Source organism: Streptomyces sp. NBC_01463, assembly GCA_036227345.1.
Classification (GTDB): domain Bacteria; phylum Actinomycetota; class Actinomycetes; order Streptomycetales; family Streptomycetaceae; genus Streptomyces.
This window is the reverse complement of the sequence record CP109468.1, coordinates 3,990,676-4,010,329: the sequence shown is the minus strand read 5'-3', so window position 1 is coordinate 4,010,329 and position 19,654 is coordinate 3,990,676. Positions and strand designations below refer to the sequence as shown.

Below are 19,654 nucleotides of genomic sequence, written 5' to 3'. Positions count from 1 at the left end.
CCTGGCAACGTCCGTGTCGAAAGGAGCTGTCCCATGCGCTGGGAGAACGTCTATGTGGCGGGAACGGGAGTGTGGCTGGCCGAGCCCGAGCAGGCTCGCACCGCCGTGGAGGACGGCCGGTACGACGCGGAACAGGCCGAGCAGGACGACCTGATCTCGGTCTGTGTGGCCGACGAGAGCACCGCGCCGCCCGACATGGCGGTCCAGGCCACCACCACCGCCGTCAAGCGGTCCGGTCTGGACGCCGCGGACGTGGGGCTGCTGATCCACTCCGGCATCTGGTTCCAGGGCGTGGAGATGTGGCCGGCCGCGTCGTACGTCGCCGGCCACGCGCTGGGCCGGGACGCGACCGCGTTCGGCTTCCAGCAGGAGTGCAACGCGGCCCTGGGGGCGCTGGAGCTGGCCGCCCGCCAGGTGGACGCGCAGCCGGAGAAGGCGGCCGTGGTCACCACCGCCGACCGGTTCGGCGCACCGCTGATCAAGCGCTGGAGCAGCGAGCCCGGCTTCGTCTACGGCGACGGGGCGACCGCGCTCGTGCTGTCCGGCCGGGGCGGTGTCGCCCGGCTGCTGTCCACCGCCAGTGGCTCGGACAACGCCATGGAGGCCGTGGTGCGCGGCGCCGAGCTGAAGGCCGTTCCGACCGGTGAACCTCTCGACCTGCTCGGCCGGGTGGGTCACTACATGCGTACCAACGCCGGCGGTTTCCGCGCGGCGACGCAGCGGGTCGGTGCCGTGGTGAAGGAGGTGGTGGACCACGCCCTGGCCGACGCGGGCATCGGGCGGGACGACGTCGCGCGGGTCGTGGTGCTGGCGAGCGGCCGCAGCCGGATGCAGTGGCAGGTGCCGCAGCTGCTGGGGCTGCCGTTCGAGAAGTCCACCTGGGACTTCGCCCGCCGGGTCGGCCACCTCGGCGCGGGCGACCAGATCGCCGCCCTCAACCACCTGCTGGAGCACCGTCAGTTGGCGGTCGGCGACCGGGTGCTGATGGTCGGCGGGGGATCGGGCTTCAGCTGCACCTGCGCGGTGCTCGAGATCACCGAGCAGCCGGACTGGGCGCCGGTCGGCCTCGGGGAGGCCGTGCCCGCCTGACGGGCGCGCGGCATCCGAGTCACCGGCAAGTCCCGTCCCCACCCTGCATACTGACGGTCTGTAGTGCGACCGCTACGCCGAATGACACGGAAAGAGAGACGACATGACTCCAGAGAGCACCGACACCGAGCCGAAGTCCGCGTCCGCTGCCGTACGTGTCGCCTGGGGAGTGCTCGGGCTCTTCCTGCTCGTCTGGACGGTCTTCGAGGCGGTGAAGCACACCGGTCTCACCATCCCGCTCGCGGTGGCCGGGCTGCTCGTGCCCTTACTCGCCAGGCTCGCGCCGGGCACGGCGGCCGTCCAGAACCTGGTGCTGCGCGTCTGGATCCCGCTCGCCATCATGCTGGTCTGCTCCGCCATTCCGGGCCCCGCCGAGGACACCGCGGCCCCCTTCACCTTCGGGATGGCCTGGCTGACCCACCTCGCGCTCAGGCGCGCCCTGGGACACGGGATTCCCACGGCCTGACGGACCACCGGCGCCACCCGAAGGGCCCGCGGCCACCCCAGGCCGCGGGCCCTTCGCGGGTCCGGACCCGCGCAGTCCGCGGCGTCCTTTACCGGGCCACTAGCCCCGGCTGGGAGCGTGGGTGCCGATCGACCGTCACCCACAGAAGGAGTATCCAGCCCATGGACAGCACCGCGTCCTCCGTCGGCCAAGACGAGCTTCAGTACCCCTTCCGCCGCCCCTCGGCGGTGCAGGTTCCCCCCGTCTACGAGGAACTGCGCGCCCAGTGCCCGGTGGCCAAGGTCCGGCTCCCCAGCGGGGACGAGGGCTACGTGGTGAGCCGCCACGAGGACGTCCGTGCGGTGCTGGGCGACGCGCGCTTCAGCCGCGCGGCCACCGTGGAGCCGGACGCGCCGAAGCTGACCAACCTGCCGCCCATGCCCGCCAGCCTGTTCACCATGGACCCGCCCGAGCACACCCGGCTGCGCCGGCTGGTGTCCCGCGAGTTCACCGCCCGCCGGGTGGAGAACCTGCGCCCGCGCATCCAGGAGCTCACCGACGAGCTGCTGGACGAGATGGAGAAGATGGACGGTCCGGTCGACCTCAACACCGTCTTCGCCTTCCCGCTGCCGGTCATGGTGATCTGCGAGCTGCTCGGAGTGCCCTTCGAGGACCGCGACAAGTTCCGGGGCTGGTCGGACGCGTTCGTCTCGCTGACGTCGATGTCGCCGGAGGAGATGAACACCAACCGCATGGAGCTGTTCGGCTACCTCGGCCAGCTCGTGCAGCGCAAGCGCGAGGAGCCCGGCGACGACCTGATGAGCGCGCTGGTGAACGCCCACGACGAGGAGGGCAGCCTCAGCGAGATGGAGCTCATCGTCATGGGCATCACGCTGCTGGTCGCCGGCCACGAGACCACGGTCAGCATGATCGGCACCTGTGTGCTGACGCTGCTCCGCCACCCCGAGCACACGGCGGCGCTGCGGGAGCGGCCGGAGCTGATGGTGCACGCCGTCGAGGAGCTGATGCGGATCAACCCCATCGGCGACGGCGGCCCGTACCGGATCACCCTGGAGGACGTCGAGATCGGGGGCACCCTGATACCGAAGAACAGCGGCGTGATCGCGGCGACCAGTTCGGCCAACCGGGACGCCGACCGCTTCACGGACGGCGACCCGGACAGCTTCGACCCGACCCGCCCCTCGGCCACCGGGCACCTCGCCCTCGGCCACGGCGCGCACTTCTGCCTGGGCGCCGCGCTGGCCCGGGCGGAGCTCCAGATCACGCTCTCCACACTGCTGCGCCGCTTCCCGGACCTCGCCCTCGCCGACGACGTGGACAACCTGCGGATGACCACCGGGATGATGGTCCACGGCCTGGAGCGGCTGCCGGTCACCTGGTGACGACCCGGTACGGACCGCTCCACGCCACTGCCCGGACCTCCGACGGAGGCCCGGGCAGTGACATGTCCGGCGACGCACGGCCTGCGCCCTCCCACCGGGCGACCGGTGGGAGGGTGCAGGCCGTGCGTCGCCGGACCCTCAGGCCCCGGCGCGGGGCTGCGTGGTACGGCGGTCGGCGACCGGACCGGGCTTCTGCAGCTGGAAGTAGGCCCCGGCCAGAACCCGCAGCTTGAGCCGCGGGCTGCGATCCATCACCCGGTAGAGCGAGCGCCGCAGCGCGCCGCCCAGCGGGCTGTGCAGCTCGAACAGCTTCTCCTGGCGCAGCTGGAGCCGGCGGGAGCGGCTCACCGGCTTCTCCCGGGAGCGCTGGAACTCCTCGGTGGCCCGCTCCACCGCGCCTGCGTCGCCGGCCGCGAACGCCCGCTCCAGCAGCGGCGCCAGCGTGACGGCGTCGATGATGGCGTGGTTGACGCCCTGCCCCAGGATCGGGGTCAGGGTGTGCGCGGCGTCCCCGACCAGCACCAGACCGGGCATCGACCAGCGCGGCACCACACTGGTGAAGATGTCCAGCATCGAGGTGTCCGACCAGCTGGTGACCTCTTGGCGGACCGCGCCGGACAACTCGGGCGCCAGCAGGTCCAGCCGCTCGTACAGCGCGGTCAGGCCCTTGGCGCGCAGCTCCTTCAGCCCGCCCTTGGGGATGTTGAAACCCACCCGGACGCTGTCGGGGTGGGTGGGGATGAAGAGGCCGTGCTGGTCGCCCCGGATGCGGATGCGGTAGGTGCGGTCGTCCCACTCGGCGGGGAACGGCAGCTTCAGCCACACCACGTCGCGGTCCAGCGGCACCTTCTCGTACGGCAGTCCGGACATCTCGCGGACCTTGCTGAAGCGTCCGTCGGCGGCCACGGTCAGGGCGGCCCGCACGGCGACCTCACCGTCGGGGGTGCGGGCCCGTGCCCCGGTGATCCGGCCGTCGTCGTCACGCAGCAGTCCCACCGCGGTGCCGCGGCGCAGCAGCGTGAAGCCGGGCAGGTCCTCGCCCACCTCGGCCAGTGCGGAGAGCAGCGCGGGCTGCGGAAGCTCCACCGGGTAGGGGTTCGGGTAGGGGAAGCGCTCGAAGTCGGCGCGCATGACGGTCCGTCCGCCGTCCATGATCTCCATGTGGTGCATCCGCTGGTAGGAGCCCTCCAGGCGGTCCAGCAGCCCCAGCCGGTCCAGCAGCCACACCGAGTCGGGCGACACCGACTCGCCGCGGAAGGAGCGGTCGAAGTGGCCGCTCTGCTCCAGCACCACCACGGAGACGGAGCGCCGGGCGAGCTCCACCGCGAGGGCGAGCCCGGCCGGCCCGCCGCCCACCACGCACACCTGGGCGGTCAGCTCTGCTGTCATCGTCGTCCTGCCTCTCTGGGGAGCCACGGTCGGGTCGGATGCTCCAGCGGGGAGCTAAAGGCGTCCTTGCGGGATCTGCGCCTCCACCCGGGTCTTCAGGGCATCCGTCAGGGTGGCGAAACCCTCACCGCTCTCCCGGACGAGCGAGCCGCAGAACGGGACCAGCAGCCCGCTGAACCGCTCGCTCTGCCGTACGTGGGTGCCGCCGTCCCGGGCGGTCAGCTCGAAGCTGTGCAGACCGTCGAAGATCCCCGGAATCCCGAGCCGGCCGCGCCAGCGCAGCAGCCGGCCGGGCTCGGCGGCCAGCACGGTCGGCGCGAAGTCCATCTCGCGGCCGCCGGGCAGCCGGAAGCGCAGCGCCAGCCGGGCGCCGGGATCGGCCCGCCCGGCGGCGGAGACCAGGAACGGGTTCCACTCCTCGAAGCGGGCGAAATCGGTGAGTACGTCCCACACCCGGCCGGGATCGGCGACGATGTGGACCTCGGACGAGATACGGCGCATGGGAGGGTGCACTCCTTTTCACGGCGGCGGGGTCGGGCGGAAATCGGGGCATCCGGCCCCTGCCGCACTCTGCGGTCCTCCGCTTCAGCCCGGCTAAACGCTCCGGGGGCGCCGGTCCGGGTCCCGGTGCGGTCCGCACAAGTACCCCTTAAGAGCACCCGGCCAAGCTCCGGGTGCAACGAACCGATCATGAAGGCCAGGGTGAAGGAAATGGCGGCCAAGCGGCGATCGAGCGAGCCGGACACCGGCGAGATGGTGGTCGTGCACCGGCTCTTCCAGCAGGAGTACCGCACAGCGGTCGGTCTGGTGGAGGCGGTCGACGCCGGGGACACCCGGCGCAGCAGGACCGTGGCATCCCACCTCGACGCACTCGACTCGATGCTGGAGGAACACCACCTTGCCGAGGACGAGCTCGTATGGCCCAGGCTGGAGGGGGACCCGGAGGTCGACCCCGCTCTGCTGTTACGGATGGAACAGCAGCACGAGCGGATCGCGGGATCCCTGGGACAGGTTGCCGACGTGCTGCCCCGCTGGCGGGACTCGGCGGATCCGGCGCTGCGTGACGTACTCGTCAAGGCCTGCACCGACCTCCTGCCGGCCCTGGACGAACACCTCGCGGACGAGGAGCGGCACATCCTTCCGCTGGTGCCCGGCCGGTTCACCGCCGAGGAGTGGGGACGGCTGAGCGAGCGGGGCCGCGACGCCGTGCCCAAGGAATACCGGCTCTACATGCTCGGCGCCATGGCCTCCGCGGCCGGTCCCGAACACTACGACGAGTTCCTCGGCCGGCTGCCCGGACCCGTGCGGCTGCTGTGGCGGGTCGCGGGCAAGGGGCTGCACCGCCGTGCGAGGGCCGGACTTCACGGGACGCGGTCGGCCGGCCGCGCCTGAGCGACAGCGAGGAGGGGAAAGGCCGTGACGGCACCCACAGCACCGAGGACCGCGCAGACCACCCGGGCCGATGCGGCGGAGCGGCTGCGCGCCCTGCACGACGAGGGCCGCATCGCGGCGGAGTACCCCCGGGTCCCGGGGCTGCTCGCCGAGATCGCGCAGGCGAAGGACGGCTGGCGGGGCCTGTCCCGGGCCGGCGGACTGCTCGCCAGGACCGAGCCCGGGGCGGTCCGTGAACTCCACCCCGGCGCGGTCCCGTTGACCGCCGCCGTCACCGGCCACGGCACCCTGGACGCGCTCGGCGCCTCGCTCACCGCGGAGCTCGCCCGGCACGGCGTGCCGCTGCGGCTGCTGCGGGGCGAGCACGACTCCTGGCTGCGGGACCTGCGCGACACCGGCAGCCCGCTGTACGCGCCGGACACCGAGCTCGCGCTCTGCCTGCTCGACGCCCAGATCGTCTTCGACGAACTCCCCGCGCCGTGGGGCCCCGGTGATGTGTCCGAGGTCCTGGACGCCAAGCTCCGGCTCCTCACCGGACTCGTCGAGCAGTACATGCGGCACGGCTCCGGAGTCCTGGTGCTCAACACCCTGCCGCTCCTGACCGTCCACACCCGGCAGCTCGTCGACCACCGCTCCCGTACGGAACTCTCGCTGAAATGGCGCGAGTTCAACACGGGGCTGCTGCGGCTCGCGCTCGATCACCCGCGGGTGCACGTGATCGACCTCGACCCGCTGATCGCCGAGTCCGGACCGGTGCGCGACAGCCGGCTCGCCGCGTACGCCGGTGTGCACCTCGGCGAGGAACTGCTGGCCCGGTACGCCCGGGAGATCGGCCACCTGGCCCGGGCCGTGCGCGGCCGCACCAAGAAGGTGCTGGTCGTCGACCTCGACAACACCCTGTGGGACGGGATACTCGGCGACGACGGACCGGGCGGCATCGCGGCGGCGACGACCTACCGCGGAGCGGCGTTCGGCGCCTTCCAGCAGGTCGTCAAGCAGATCGGCTCCCAGGGCGTCCTGCTCGCCGTCTGCAGCAAGAACGACCGGGACGCCGTCATCGACGTACTGCGCGACCACCCGGACATGCGGCTGCGCGAGGCCGACTTCGTGGCGGTCAGCGCCAACTGGGAGCCCAAGGACGGCAATCTCCGCGCCATCGCCGAGCGTCTCAACCTGGGCGTGGACAGTCTGGTCTTCGCCGACGACTCGCCCTTCGAATGCGGGCTCGTCGCCGCGAACCTGCCCGACACCGCCGTGGTCCGCCTCGACGAGGAGCCCGCCCTGCACATCGGCCGGCTGCTCGCCGACGGCTGGTTCGACACCCGCGAGCTGACCGACGCCGACCGGGACCGGGCCGGTCAGTACCGGGCCGACGCCGGGCGCCGGGACCTCCTGGACAGCACGGGGTCGATGGACGACTACCTGCGGGAGCTGGACGTGCGCGTCGACGTCTCGCCGGTGCGCCCCCACGAACTCGCCCGGATCGCCCAGATCACCCTGCGCACCAACCAGTTCAACCTGACCACCCAGCGGCTGCAGAAGGCCGACGTCCAGCAGCGGCTCGACTCCCCGGACCATCTCGTGCTCGCCATCCGCACCGGCGACCGCTTCGGGGACAACGGCGTCGTCGGGGCCCTGTTCGCGCACCGCGACGAGGACGGCCTGCACCTCGACAACGTCCTGCTGAGCTGCCGCGTCTTCGCCCGCGGCATCGAGCAGGCGGCGCTCGCCGCACTGCTGGACCACGCCAGGGAGACCGGGGCGCCGGCCGTGCACGGCAGCTACCTGCCGACCGCCAAGAACCACAAGGTGCGCGACTTCCTCCCCTCGCTCGGCTTCGAGACCACGGACGAGAACGCCGAAGGGCACCTCGCCTTCCGCCACTCGCTGGCCGTCATCCCCCAGGCCCCCGGCCATGTGACCCTCGACGTCTCCTTCCGGCCCGGCCCCGGCTGACGGGTACCCCAGACCGCCTGCCGTCCGCCCATCCCCCGGGGTGGACGGCAGGCTCCCGCATGCCCGGACGAGCGGGCGAACTCGCAGGTGACACAAGCGATGCCTTAGTGCGGACACGCACGATCGGACCTGTCCGAACACCCTTCGCCGGCACTTTGCCGACGGATCTCGGAGAGGCCAGGGAAAGACGTTGACACGCTTCCGAACCTTTACGGAACTCGTCCTGACGCGCACCGCCGAGCTCGGTGCCGAGGACGCCTTCATCTTCCTGCGGGACGACGCCGGCGGTTCGGCCCCGGAGCACCTGACGTACGCCGGACTCGACCGGGAAGCGCGCCGGATCGCCTCGTGGCTGCAGGACAGCGGGGCCGCCGGCCGCCAGGTGCTGCTGCTCTACCCCTCGGGCACCGACTTCATCAAGGCGTTCACCGCGTGCCTGTACGCGGGGGCCGTCGCGGTGCCCGCCACGCTCCCCACCGAGCAGGGCCAGCACTTCGCCCGCGTCTCCGGCATCCTGCGGGACGCCGAGGTGCGCGCGGTGCTCACCGACTCCGCCAACGCCCCGGAGATATCCGCCTGGCTGGCGGCCGAGGGCATGACGGACGTCGTCTGCCTGGCCACCGACGACGTGTCGGCCGGCGACGCCGGTGCCTACACCGAGACGACGGTGACGCCGCAGGACCTGGCGTTCCTGCAGTACACATCGGGATCGACCAGTGAGCCCAAGGGCGTCATGGTCAGCCACGCCAACCTGCTGGCCAACGAGGCGGCGATCCAGCGCTCGGCCGGCACCACCGCCGAGTCCCGCTTCGGCGGCTGGCTGCCCTTCTACCACGACATGGGACTCATCGGGCACATCCTGCACCCGCTCTACATCGGCGGCTCGGCGGCCCTGATGTCCCCGACGTCCTTCCTCAGGCGGCCCTACCGCTGGCTCCGGATGATCGACGACCACGGCGTGACCATCGGCGGCGGGCCCAACTTCGCCTTCGACCTGTGCGTGCGCCGCATCAGCGACGAGCAGCTGTCCACCCTGGACCTGTCCCGGTGGGTGACCGCGGCCAACGGGGCCGAGCCCATCCGGCGCGAGACGGTGCAGGCCTTCACCGAGCGCTTCGCGCCGGCCGGATTCCGGGCCGAGTCCTTCTTCCCCTGCTACGGCATGGCCGAGACGACACTGCTGGTGTCCGGCACCCCGCTCGGCCTCAGCCCGGTGAACCGGGCCGTGGACCCGGCCGCCCTGGAGCAGGGCCGGCTCGCCGACCCGGCGGACGACGGCCGCTCCCGGACCCTGGTCAGCAGCGGCGTGGTGCACGCCGAGGACTTCGAGGTGCGGATCGTCGATCCGGAGACCTTCCTGGAGCAGCCGGCAGGCGGCGTCGGGGAGATCTGGGTCAAGGGCGAGAGTGTCGCGAGCGGCTACTGGAAGCGCCCGCTGACCAACGAGGAGATCTTCGACGCGCACATCACCGGCGCCGACGGCAGCCCCGACGAGGGCGGCTGGCTGCGCACCGGTGACCTCGGCGCCCTGGAGGGCGGGCAGTTGTACGTCACCGGCCGGCTCAAGGAGATCGTCATCTTCGCCGGCCGCAACCTCTACCCGCAGGACGTCGAACGCGCCGTCCAGTCCAGCGACTCCTCGCTGGGCCTCGGCTCGGGCGCGGTGTTCTCGGTGGAGACCGACCGGGAGCACCTGATCATCGTCCAGGAGGTCCGGGCCAGCGCCGTCAGCACCGACCTGCGCGCGGTCGCCACCGGCGCCCAGGCGCTGATCGGCAAGGAGTTCAACGTCTCCGCGGGCAACGTGATGCTGGTGCGGCCCGGCACCATCCGCAAGACCACCAGCGGCAAGATCCAGCGCACCCTGATGCGCAAGCTGTTCCTGCAGGGCGCGATCACCCCGCTCTACGAGGTGCTCGAACCCGCCGTCCGGGAGGTCGTCGCCGATGCCACCGACCGCCCACTGGAAGCGGCGGTCTGACATGGAGCATCCGCCCTACCGGCTCGCCGAGGAGCTCGACCGCTTCCTCGGCGACCCCGGCGACCCCGCCGGCCCGTTCTCCCACGTGCGCTGTGTGGAGCTGGACGAGAAGGAGGAGTTCCCCGCCGACATCTGCCGCCTGCTGGAGGAATGGGGTCTCACCGACTACTACGTCCCGGCCGAGCACGGCGGGCGGCTGCACAGCTACGAACAGGTGCTGCAGCTCATGCGGACCGTCGCCCGCCGGGATCTGACCGTGGCCGTCGGCCACGGCAAGACCTACCTCGGCGGGGTGTGCGTATGGGTGTCGGGCACGCCCGAGCAGGCCCGCCGGCTCGGTGCGGACGTCCGGGCCGGTGTGCCGGTCTCGCTCGGGCTCACCGAGCGGGCCCACGGCAGCGACCTGCTGGCCGGTGACGTGGCGGGTACGGGCGAGGAGGCGGGCTGGCTGGTCAGCGGCGAGAAGTGGCTGATCAACAACGCCACCCGGGGCAGCCTGCTCTCCCTGCTCACCCGCACCGATCCGGCGGGCGGCCCGCGCGGGTTCAGCGTGCTCCTGGTCGACAAGAGGAAGCTCGGCAAGGGCAGTTACCGCCACCTCCCCAAGGTCCGCACCCACGGCATCCGGGGGGCCGACATCTCCGGTATCGCCTTCGACGGCGCCCTGGTGGACCGGCAGGACCTGGTCGGCACCGAGGGCGGCGGCCTGGAGACGGTCCTCAAGGCTCTTCAGCTCACCCGCACCATGTGCGCGTCCCTGTCGCTCGGCGCCGCCGACCACGGGCTGCGGATCGCCGCGGACTTCGCCGAGGAGCGTGAGCTGTACGGACGCCGTCTGATCGACCTCCCGCAGGCCAGGTCGGTGCTGAGCGCCGCGGCCGCCGACGTGCTGCTGCACGAGGCGCTCGCCGTGTTCGCGGCCCGGGCCGTGCACACCCAGACGGACGAGCTCAGCGTCACCGCGGCCGTCACCAAGTACCTGCTGCCCAGCGGCACCGAGGGCGTGCTCTCCGCGCTGACCCGGGTGCTCGGCGCCCGCGCCTTCCTCAAGGGCGTGTACGCGGGCGGGATGTTCCAGAAGATCGAGCGCGACCACCGGATCGTCGGCCTCTTCGACGGGAACACCCTGGTCAACCTCAACTCTCTGGTCAACCAGTTCCGTTCGCTGGTACGCGGCAGGCGGCGCGGCACCGGAGACGAGGCGGGAGCGGTGGCCGCCTACGACCTTTCGGTGCCGGTCCCGCCGCTGGACCCGGCCCGGCTCTCCCTGGTGGCCCGGCACGGCAGCGGCGTACTGGCCGGCCTGGACGCGTCCGTCGCCGAGCTGCGCCGGCGCGCCGAGGACGACCCGGCCCTGCGCGGCGCCGTCGAGTCCGCCGAGCGGCTGGTCGCCGTGGAGCGCCGGGTGCACACCGAGATGGAGAGCCGGCAGGGCCTGATCGGTGATGTGCCGCCCGAGGTCTTCGACCTGGCGCGCCGGTACACGCTCTGCTACGCGGCGGCGGCCTGCATCGGACTGTGGGTGCACAGCTCGGGCCTGGCGGCCGGCGGCGCCACCGCCGCGCTGTGGCAGGACGGCCTGTGGCTGCGTGCCGCGCTCGACCGGATCCTCGAACGTCTCGGTGAGCCCGGCAGCGGTGACCCCGAGGCGTACGAAGGGCTGCTGGCGCATCTGCGGGCCGGCCGCCGGACCGGAGAGCTGTTCTCGCTGCTGCCCCAGCAGCTGCCGGGACGGCTCCCGCTGAACCACACCGGCGCAACTGCCGGAACGAGCTGAGAGAGGACGCCATGCTGATCGGTACTTCGGCCTCGGGAGCGTATGGAGCGTCTTCCGGCGCCCCTGACGAGACCCACGACGCCGGCCAGGAAGCCAGGGTGGTCGCCCGCGTCGCCGAGCTGGAACAGCGCCTGGGCGACCCGACCGACGAGCGGGGCGAGGTCTCCCACGCCCGGCTCCTGGAGGCCGACGAGGCCGGAGAGCTGTCGGAGCCGGGCGAGCGGGCACTCGACGAACTGGTCCTCAACGCCGACTTCGTGCCGCGGGCGCACGGCGGCAGGCTGGAGCGGATCGACACGCTGGTGCGTGTGATGCGCCAGGTCTTCCGCCGGGACATCGCCCTCGGGCTCGGCTACGGAGTCACCTCCTTCATGGCGGGCGTCAACGTCTGGGCCTCGGGCGACGACGAACAGCGCTCACGGCTCGCCCGGCTGCTGCTCGACGGCGGCAAGGTCTCCGTCGCCTACCACGAGCTGGCCCACGGCAACGACTTCGTGCGCAACGAGTTCCGGGCCGAGCCGGTGCCCGGGGGCTACCGCCTGGACGGCGCCAAGCAGGTCATCAACAACGCCGACCGGGCCAGGGCCTGGGTGCTGTTCAGCCGGACCGACCCCGCGCCCGGCAGCCGCAGCCACTCCGTGCTCTTCGCCGAGCGGGACGGCCTCGACGAGGACCGCTACCGCGTCCTGCCCCGCTACGACGCGGTGGGGGTGCGCGGCTGCCATCTGTCCGGCCTGGACTTCGACGGCTGCCAGGTGCCCTCCTCCGCGCTCGTCGGGGAGCAGGGCAAGGGCGTCGAACTCGCCCTGCGCGCCTTCCAGATCACCCGCAGCGCGGTCCCCGGCATGGCGCTCGGGGCGACCGACACCAACCTGCGTACGGTCGTCGGCTTCGCGCTCGGCCGGCAGCTGTACCGGCGCTCGGCCATGGAGATCCCGCACGCCAGGGCCACCCTGTCCGCAGCGTTCCTCGACCTGCTGATCTGCGACAGCCTCTCGCTCGCCGCCACCCGCGCCGTGCACGTGCTGCCGGAGGAGACCAGCGTCTACGCGGCAGCGGTGAAGTACCTGGTCCCGAAGATGCTCACGGACGCCATGTACGACCTCTCGATCGTCCTCGGCGCCCGCTTCTACGTCCGCGAGGGCGAGTTCGGGATCTTCCAGAAGCACGTCCGGGACCTGCCGGTGCTCAGCCTCGGCCACGCCGGGTCCGCGGCCTGCCAGGCCACCATCATCCCGCAGCTGTCCCGGCTCGCGAAGCGCGCCTGGTTCGCCGGCGACCCGGCGCCGCCCACCCTGTTCCGGTTCCGGGAGGACCTGCCGCCCATCCCGTTCGACCGGCTGACGCTCGCCAGCGGGCGGGACTCCCTCAGCGCCTCGCTCGTCGCGGCCGTGGACGAACTGCCCAGCAGTACGCCCGAGGAGCGGGCCGTACACGGTTCGGCGCTGCGGATGATGGACGAGCTCCGCCAGATCCAGGAGCAGAGCCGGGGCCTGGAGCCGCAGGACCGCACGGCCCTGGCGAGCCCGGGCAGCTTCGCCCTGGCGGACCGGTACGCCGTGCTGCTGGCAGCTGCCTCGGTGATCGGCGTCTGGCAGCAGGCCCGCGACGGTGACGACCCGTTCCTCGCCGACCCCGCATGGGCCGCAGCGGCCCTGCACCGGCTCGGCCGGCGCCTGGGCCGGCCACTGCCCGACCTGCCCGAATCCTGTGAGCGCAGGGTGCACGAAGAGGTGCTCCACCGCTTCCACGAGAACCGCAGTTACGACCTGTACAACACCCCGCTGGCCGGCTGACAGCCGGAGCCCGGTCGGCAACCGCCGCACCGTCCGTCCCTCGCCGAGGAGTGCACCATGCCCGTTCCGACCACCGGACACACCACCGAAGAGCTGACCACGTGGCTGGCCGAGCGCATCGCCCTGTACCTGAAGCGGCAGCCGGGCGAGATCGACCCGGCCGTGCCGCTCGCCGAGTACGGCCTGGACTCGGTGGCCGCACTCAGCCTGTGCGGCGACATCGAGGAGGACTTCGACCTGGTACTGGAACCGACCGTGGCCTGGGACTACCCGACCGTGGCGGCGCTGGCCGGGCACCTGATGGAGACGTTCGCCGACGGGGTGAGGACTGCCTGATGAACGAGATCGCCATTGTCGGGATCGACTGCAGGTTCCCGCAGGCGCCCGATGCCGGGGCCTACTGGGAGCTCCTGATGCGGTCGGGGGACGGGGTCGGTCACGTCCCGGGACAGCGCTGGGACGCCGCCGACTTCCACTCGCCCACCGGAGCCGAGGGGCACTCCAACACCACCGAGGGCGGGTTCATCGACGACCCGGACGCCTTCGACAACGAGTTCTTCACCATCTCGCCGCGCGAGGCGGCCGCCATGGACCCCCAGCAGCGGCTGCTGCTCCAGTGCGCCTGGCGGGCCGTCGAGGACGCGGGACTGCCGCCGCAGCGGCTGGCGGGCACCCGCACCGGTGTCTTCGTCGGCATCATGGGCAACGAATGGGCGCAGCTGCACCTGACCGACTACGCCCGGGTCACCGCCCAGGTGGGCTCCGGCAACGGCTACTGCATGACCGCCAACCGGATCTCGTACCACCTGGACCTCAAGGGACCGAGCCTCGCCGTCGACACGGCCTGCTCCTCCTCGCTGGTCGCCGTGCACCTGGCGGCCAACGCGCTGCTCGCGGGGGAGTGCGACCACGCGATCGCGGGCGGCGTCAACGTCGCCCTCACCCCCGCCCTGTCGATCTTCTACACCCAGGCCGGTCTGTCGGCACCGGACGGCCGGTGCAAGCCGTTCAGCTCCGAGGCGAACGGGATCGGCCGGGGAGAGGGCGTCGGAGCCGTCGTCCTGCGCAGGCTGGAGGACGCGCTGGCCGACGGCCAGCAGGTGTACGCGGTGATCCGGGGCACGGCCGTCAACCAGGACGGCCGCAGCAACGGGCTCACCGCCCCCAACCGCTGGGCCCAGCAGGAGGTGCTGGAGGCCGCCTACGAACGGGCCGGTGTCGAGGCCGCCGACGTCGTGTTCACCGAGGGACACGGCACCGGGACCGCGCTCGGCGACATGATGGAGGTCAAGGCGCTCGGCCACCACCACGCGGGCCGCACCGGCAAGCCCATGGCCCTCGGCTCGGTCAAGGGCAACCTCGGGCACACCGAAGGCGCGGCCGGCATCGCCGGGCTCATCAAGGTGGCGCTCGCCCTGCACCACCGCACCGTGCCCCCCAGCCGGTTCTCGGCCAAGGAGAACCAGCAGCTGAAGCTACGCGAGCACGGTCTGCGGCTGCTCAAGGCACCGCTGAAACTGGCGAACACGCCGACGCTGGCCGGCCTGAGCAGCTTCGGCATGGGCGGCACCAACGCGCATGCCGTGCTGGAGTCCGCGCCCGCCCACGCGGTCCGCCCCCGGTCCGCCCCTCCCGGAGGAGAGGCGGACACCGGCATCGGTTCCGCGGTCTTCACCCTGACCGCGCCCACCCCGGACGCGCTGCGCCGCAACCTGCTGAGCCAGGCCGACGCGCTGTCGGGCCGGCGGGTGCCGGTCGGCCCGCTGAGCTGGACCGGGAACCGGGTCAAGTCCGGTCACCGGTACCGGTTCGCGGTGCCGGCCGGGGACACCGGTGAGCTGGTGCGCGGGCTGCGCGAGGCCGCCGCCGACCCGGATCTGCTGGCGCGTCTCACCGGAGCGCCCACCGGCCGGCCGCGCACCGCGTTCCTCTTCACCGGCCAGGGGTCCCAGTTCCCGCGGATGACCGCGGGGCTGTACGAGGACGCCCCGCTCTACCGGCGGTTCCTCGACGAGGCGGATGCGGCGCTCCTGCCGCACACCGGCCGGTCCGTACGCGATCTGATCCTGGACGGCGACGAGGCGGTGCACCGGACGGCGTGGGCGCAGCCCGCGCTGTTCGCCGTCGGGTACGCCCTCGGGCGCACCCTCCAGGAGCTCGGGGTCCAGCCCGGCGCGCTGCTCGGCCACAGCGTCGGCGAGTACGCCGCCGCCTGCCTGGCCGGGGTGTTCCCGCTGGACGGCGCGGCCCGGCTGATCACGGCCAGGGGCGCCCTGATGCAGGAACTCCGCGAGGGCGGCGGCATGCTGGCCGTGCTGGCCGGCCGCGAGGAGCTCGCCGACCGGCTGGCGGGCGAGGACCAGGTGGGCATCGCGGTGATCAACGGCCCCCGGGCCGTGGTGCTGTCGGGGGATCTGTCGGCGCTGCGCCGGATCGAGAAGGACCTCGGCCGCGACCGGGTCCGCACGCGGATGCTGACGGTCTCGCACGCCTTCCACTCGTATCTGATGGACCCGATGCTGGAACGATTCGCCAAGGTTGCCGACGAGGTGGGCGGCGGGGTCCCCGACCTCCCCGTGTACTCCACCGTGCACGGCCGCCGGCTGGACGGCGAGGCGATGGACGCCGACTACTGGGTGGCGCACATCAGGCAGCCGGTGCTGTTCGCGGACGCCGCCACCGGGCTGCTCGACGACGGCGCGAACCAGGCGGTCGAGATCGGCCCCTCGCCGGTCCTCGCCTCGATGGCACGCAAGCTCGGCCCGCCCCGGCAGGGACCGCGCCCCGCCTTCGTCCTGCCCGTACGGGGCGCGGAGTCCGGCGGCCGGGACCTGGCCCAGGCACTGTCCGATCTCTACCGCGGCGGCCTCGACCCGAACTGGGACGCCGTCTACACCGAGCGGGAACGCACCCCGCAGCGCCTGCCCCTGTACGCCTTCAGCGACGAACACCGCTACTGGACCCGCGGCCCGATCCGGGCCGTGGAGACCCCGCGGGACGACTTCCCGTACGGCCCGGCGGTGCTGGCCGTCCCGGAGACCGCCGGCGCCCCGGGCAGGGACCGGGCCACCGCCGTACTCACACTGAACCGCCCGGCCGCCCCGGACCCCGTGTCCGAGGCCGTGCTGGAGGCGATCGGGCAGGTGGGCGGGTACGAGACCGCCGAACTCGCGCCGCACCTGCGGCTCTACGAGGAACTCGGCTTCGACTCCGTGATGATCATGGAGCTCAAGAACCGGATCGAGGAACGGCTGACGGGCATCGGCCCGCTCACCGTGCAGGACCTGCTTCCCGTCCTGTCCTCGGTCGGCGACCTCGTGAACTACCTGCGCGCACGTGACGCCTCCGCCGCCGGCTCCGGCATCGAGGAGAGGACCGCATGACCCAGGAGACCACCACCCCGACGACGTACATCGTGTCGGTCGGCACCGCCCTGCCGGGCGAACCCGTGGACAACGCCCAGCTCGCCAAGGTGCTCGGCGTCAACGAGGAATGGATCGAGGTGTTCATCGGCACCAGGACCCGGTACTTCGCCCGTGACCTCGGAACCGGTGAGGTCCGCTGGTCGCTCGCGGACCTGTGCGCCCAGGCGTCCGAGCGCGCGCTGGCCGCATCGGACGTCGACCCGGGCGAGATCGACTTCATCGTGCTCGGCACCGCCACCCCCGACACCCTGATGCCCGCCACCGTCAACAACGTCGCCGACCAGCTCGGCCTCGACCAGGTGCCCACCTTCCAGCTCCAGTCGGGCTGTGCCGGCGCCGTCCAGGCGCTGGGCCTGGCCCAGACCATGATCGCGTCGGGGCAGTACCGCACCGGCCTGGTCATCGGCGGTGACGTGTGCAGCAAGCACCTCGACGTCCAGCGCGACCTGACCGGAGCGGCACCGAGCGACCTGGTGAACTTCGTCCTGTTCGGGGACGGGGCGGGCGCCGCCGTCGTCAGTGCCGAACCGCGCGGCCAGCGGGTGGCCCTGCGCCACGTCCTCAACCGGTTCACCGGCCTCGGCCGCAAGCCCGGACAGGTCATCGAATGGTTCGGGCTCGCCGACCGGCACGACGACCGGCAGGCGCTCACCGAGGACTACAAGGCCATCGAGCAGCACGTCCCGGTCATGGCCGTGGAGATCCTCTGGGAACTCCTCGGCGAACTCGACTGGGGTGCGGAACAGCTGGACTACCTGCTCCCGCCGCAGCTCTCCGGCCGGATGACCCGGAAGATCACCGAGGAGCTCGACGTGCCCACCGCACACGAGATCTCCTGCGTCGCCGACACCGGCAACAACGGCAACGCACTGCCCTTCCTCCAGATCGAGAAGACGCTGACGAGGATGTCGGCGGGGGAGAAGGCGCTCGCCGTCGCCATCGAGTCCAGCAAATGGATCAAGGCCGGATTCGCCCTGGAGAAGATATGAACCTGGAGGAGAAATGAGCAGCGCCACCCCCGTCGGATACAGCATCGACGACTTCATCCGTACGGTCCGTGACGAGCTCGGTGTGCCGCTGACCGACGCGCAGTTCGGCGCGGACTTCGACGAACTGCCCGACTGGGACTCGCTCTACCTGCTCAAGCTCGTCACCGCCGTGGAACAGGCCACCGGCTCACCGGTGCCGGTCGGCAAGGTCCTGGAGGCGCGCAGCCTGAAGGAGATCTACGAGCTGGCGGTTCCGGCATGAGCACCGATTCCGGCGGCGGACCCCGCACGGTCCGCCGCCGCAGGCACACCCTCTACTTCCTGGAGTGGGCGGCCGACCAGCGGCCGGTGCACCTGGACACCGACATCGACATGACCCGGATCCAGGAACACCGCGCCGCCGCCCGGGAGCGCGGCGAGCGCCACTCCGTGGTGAGCTATCTGCTGCACTCCGCGGGGCGCGTCCTCGCCCGCCACCCCGAGGCCAACGCGGTGATGGCCCCGGGCTGGCCCGGATTCCTGCGCCGCCCGCGCGTCATGCGGTTCGGGTCGGTCACGGCCAAGCTGGCCCTGGACCGGCCCGTCGACGGGGAACGCAGCGTGCTCTCGGCGCTCGTGCCCGGCCTGGAGTCGGCGTCCCTCGCCGAGATCCAGGAGCGCGTGGAGCGCTACCGGGGCGATCAGGCCGCCGACCTGCCGGAGTTCAAGGGAGTGCGCATGCTCGGCCGGCTGCCCGCACCGCTGGGCCGGCTCGCCTTCGGGGCCGCCCTGCGCGACCCGGGCAAGCGGCCGGGCATTCTCGGCACGGTGTCGGTCAGCTCGCTCGGCCACCGGACCGTCGACGGTTTCCATTCGGCGGGCGGCACGGCCGTCACGCTGTGCGCCGGACGGATCGTGGACCGTGCCGTGGTCCGCGACGGCCGGGTCGTGCCGGCACCGATGATGCGGCTCGGCCTCACCTTCGACCACCGAGTGATCGACGGAGCCACTGCGGCCGACGTCCTGAGCGCTCTCCACCAGACCATGGAGGACTTCGATGACGGCTCCAGGGAAACAGTCCCCGGGCCGGACGTTCGGCGAGCCGATTCTGATCTCCGGACCCGACGGTGACTGGGACAGGGTCAGAGCCGACCTGGCGGAACACGCCTGCGCGGTGCTGTACGCCCGGCTGGAGGACTGGCGCCCGGAACGGGCGGGCGGCCCGCGGCTGCGTGCCCTCCTCGGCCGGGACTGGGCGCGCTACCTGGACCTGACCCACCCGGACGTACGCACCAGGTTCGCCTCGTCCCGCGTGCTCCTCAAGTTCGCGGCCGCCGCGGCGCTCCGCGTACCGCCGCAGGCGGTGGAGCTGGGCTACACACCGTCCGGCAGGCCGTACCTGCGCGGCTACGACGGTGTGCAGATCAGCCTCAGCCACACCGAGAACCTGCTCCTGGTGGGGCTCGCGACCGGCGCGGTCATCGGAGTGGACGCCGAACGCTCCGACCGCGTGCTCTACGGACCCGGCCTCGGCCGCCATCTGTGCACCCCGCACGAGATCGAACTGGTCGAGGCCATGGACCCGTCGGAACGGGACGCCGCACTGATCCGGCTCTGGACGCTCAAGGAGGCGTACAGCAAGGCCATCGGCCTGGGCATGCAGTTCCGCTTCACCGACTTCGGCTTCGAGACGGACGGCACCCCCACGGAGGTCCGCCGCCCCGACGGCACACCCGGCACCGGCAACGAATGGGCCTTCCGCACCTTCTACCTGGACGGCGAGTACACCATCAGTGTCGCCGCCGGGGACTCCGGTTTCGGCGGTACGGGAGACACCCAGGCACACACCACGCTGGACGGCATGATCGTCGACGTCCTCACCGAAGCACTCGGCGAGGACGTCGCGGAGACCCCCACCGACAACGAATGGTGGTGAGCCCCGGCCCCCTCCCGTCCCGCCCGCAGGCACAACCGGGCCGCTAGGGCCCCTCGTTTGGATGAGTCCGGATCGCCGGTCACGGCACCAGGAACAG

Annotated in this window: 16 protein-coding genes; 14 read left to right on the top strand and 2 right to left on the bottom strand. The window is 72.1% G+C overall.

The annotated features are described in order from the left end of the window. The first annotated feature begins 33 nt into the window (after positions 1-33). The 3 genes from OG521_17725 (at position 34) to OG521_17715 (ending at position 2,937) form a co-directional block, all read left to right on the top strand. Positions 34-1,089, top strand: a complete 1,056-nt coding sequence (locus tag OG521_17725; protein WUW22532.1) for a ketoacyl-ACP synthase III family protein — start codon at positions 34-36, stop codon at positions 1,087-1,089. Positions 1,090-1,192: 103 nt separating this feature from the next. Continuing rightward, a complete protein-coding gene (locus OG521_17720; GenBank protein ID WUW22531.1) occupies positions 1,193-1,555 on the top strand; it encodes a hypothetical protein in 363 nt (120 codons plus the stop codon). 161 nt (positions 1,556-1,716) lie between these two features. Beyond that, complete coding sequence (locus tag OG521_17715; GenBank protein ID WUW22530.1) at positions 1,717-2,937, top strand: cytochrome P450; 1,221 nt, start codon at positions 1,717-1,719, stop codon at positions 2,935-2,937. Positions 2,938-3,075: 138 nt separating this feature from the next. Here the strand turns inward: OG521_17715 and OG521_17710 are convergent, their stop codons facing one another. Together OG521_17710 and OG521_17705 are read right to left on the bottom strand one after the other, a co-directional pair. Further along, positions 3,076-4,326: an FAD-dependent oxidoreductase gene (locus tag OG521_17710; GenBank protein ID WUW22529.1), complete on the bottom strand. Its 1,251-nt coding sequence runs from the start codon at positions 4,324-4,326 to the stop codon at positions 3,076-3,078. Between the two features lie 54 nt (positions 4,327-4,380). Further along, positions 4,381-4,827, bottom strand: a complete 447-nt coding sequence (locus OG521_17705) for an SRPBCC domain-containing protein (protein WUW22528.1) — start codon at positions 4,825-4,827, stop codon at positions 4,381-4,383. A gap of 189 nt (positions 4,828-5,016) precedes the next feature. Between OG521_17705 and OG521_17700 the strand changes: the two genes are divergently transcribed. From OG521_17700 to OG521_17650, 11 genes are all read left to right on the top strand, one after another. Next, positions 5,017-5,718: a hemerythrin domain-containing protein gene (locus tag OG521_17700; GenBank protein ID WUW22527.1), complete on the top strand. Its 702-nt coding sequence runs from the start codon at positions 5,017-5,019 to the stop codon at positions 5,716-5,718. Between the two features lie 24 nt (positions 5,719-5,742). Further along, positions 5,743-7,674 carry an HAD-IIIC family phosphatase gene (locus OG521_17695; protein WUW22526.1) on the top strand — a complete coding sequence of 644 codons (1,932 nt, stop codon included), beginning with the start codon at positions 5,743-5,745 and terminating at the stop codon, positions 7,672-7,674. A 190-nt stretch (positions 7,675-7,864) separates the two neighbouring features. After that, positions 7,865-9,655 carry a fatty acyl-AMP ligase gene (locus OG521_17690; GenBank protein ID WUW22525.1) on the top strand — a complete coding sequence of 597 codons (1,791 nt, stop codon included), beginning with the start codon at positions 7,865-7,867 and terminating at the stop codon, positions 9,653-9,655. A 1-nt stretch (position 9,656) separates the two neighbouring features. After that, positions 9,657-11,432, top strand: a complete 1,776-nt coding sequence (locus OG521_17685; protein ID WUW22524.1) for an acyl-CoA/acyl-ACP dehydrogenase — start codon at positions 9,657-9,659, stop codon at positions 11,430-11,432. A 98-nt stretch (positions 11,433-11,530) separates the two neighbouring features. After that, positions 11,531-13,228 (top strand): acyl-CoA dehydrogenase, encoded by a 1,698-nt coding sequence (locus OG521_17680; protein ID WUW22523.1) that lies wholly within the window; start codon positions 11,531-11,533, stop codon positions 13,226-13,228. Positions 13,229-13,285: 57 nt separating this feature from the next. Further along, positions 13,286-13,564, top strand: coding sequence for an acyl carrier protein (locus OG521_17675; GenBank protein ID WUW22522.1), 279 nt, complete (start codon positions 13,286-13,288; stop codon positions 13,562-13,564). Beyond that, positions 13,564-16,611: a type I polyketide synthase gene (locus OG521_17670; GenBank protein WUW22521.1), complete on the top strand. Its 3,048-nt coding sequence runs from the start codon at positions 13,564-13,566 to the stop codon at positions 16,609-16,611. The genes OG521_17675 and OG521_17670 overlap by 1 nt, the downstream gene beginning before the upstream one ends. Next, positions 16,608-17,642 (top strand): 3-oxoacyl-ACP synthase III family protein, encoded by a 1,035-nt coding sequence (locus OG521_17665; GenBank protein ID WUW22520.1) that lies wholly within the window; start codon positions 16,608-16,610, stop codon positions 17,640-17,642. The genes OG521_17670 and OG521_17665 overlap by 4 nt, the downstream gene beginning before the upstream one ends. Positions 17,643-17,655: 13 nt before the next feature. Further along, on the top strand, positions 17,656-17,904 hold the full coding sequence (locus OG521_17660; GenBank protein WUW22519.1) for an acyl carrier protein: 249 nt from the start codon (positions 17,656-17,658) through the stop codon (positions 17,902-17,904). Further along, positions 17,901-18,752, top strand: a complete 852-nt coding sequence (locus OG521_17655) for a 2-oxo acid dehydrogenase subunit E2 (GenBank protein ID WUW22518.1) — start codon at positions 17,901-17,903, stop codon at positions 18,750-18,752. Before OG521_17660 ends, OG521_17655 begins: the two co-directional genes overlap by 4 nt. Beyond that, entirely contained in the window at positions 18,679-19,557 is an 879-nt protein-coding gene (locus tag OG521_17650; protein WUW22517.1) for a 4'-phosphopantetheinyl transferase superfamily protein, read from the top strand. Before OG521_17655 ends, OG521_17650 begins: the two co-directional genes overlap by 74 nt. Positions 19,558-19,654: the final 97 nt, after the last annotated feature.

Coding starts and splice junctions, on each gene's coding strand:
- OG521_17725 (WUW22532.1), top strand. CDS start 34: ATGCGCTGGGAGAACGTCTATGTGGCGGGAACGGGAGTGTGGCTGGCC.
- OG521_17720 (WUW22531.1), top strand. CDS start 1,193: ATGACTCCAGAGAGCACCGACACCGAGCCGAAGTCCGCGTCCGCTGCC.
- OG521_17715 (WUW22530.1), top strand. CDS start 1,717: ATGGACAGCACCGCGTCCTCCGTCGGCCAAGACGAGCTTCAGTACCCC.
- OG521_17710 (WUW22529.1), bottom strand. CDS start 4,326: ATGACAGCAGAGCTGACCGCCCAGGTGTGCGTGGTGGGCGGCGGGCCG.
- OG521_17705 (WUW22528.1), bottom strand. CDS start 4,827: ATGCGCCGTATCTCGTCCGAGGTCCACATCGTCGCCGATCCCGGCCGG.
- OG521_17700 (WUW22527.1), top strand. CDS start 5,017: ATGAAGGCCAGGGTGAAGGAAATGGCGGCCAAGCGGCGATCGAGCGAG.
- OG521_17685 (WUW22524.1), top strand. CDS start 9,657: ATGGAGCATCCGCCCTACCGGCTCGCCGAGGAGCTCGACCGCTTCCTC.
- OG521_17675 (WUW22522.1), top strand. CDS start 13,286: ATGCCCGTTCCGACCACCGGACACACCACCGAAGAGCTGACCACGTGG.
- OG521_17670 (WUW22521.1), top strand. CDS start 13,564: ATGAACGAGATCGCCATTGTCGGGATCGACTGCAGGTTCCCGCAGGCG.
- OG521_17665 (WUW22520.1), top strand. CDS start 16,608: ATGACCCAGGAGACCACCACCCCGACGACGTACATCGTGTCGGTCGGC.
- OG521_17660 (WUW22519.1), top strand. CDS start 17,656: ATGAGCAGCGCCACCCCCGTCGGATACAGCATCGACGACTTCATCCGT.
- OG521_17655 (WUW22518.1), top strand. CDS start 17,901: ATGAGCACCGATTCCGGCGGCGGACCCCGCACGGTCCGCCGCCGCAGG.
- OG521_17650 (WUW22517.1), top strand. CDS start 18,679: ATGACGGCTCCAGGGAAACAGTCCCCGGGCCGGACGTTCGGCGAGCCG.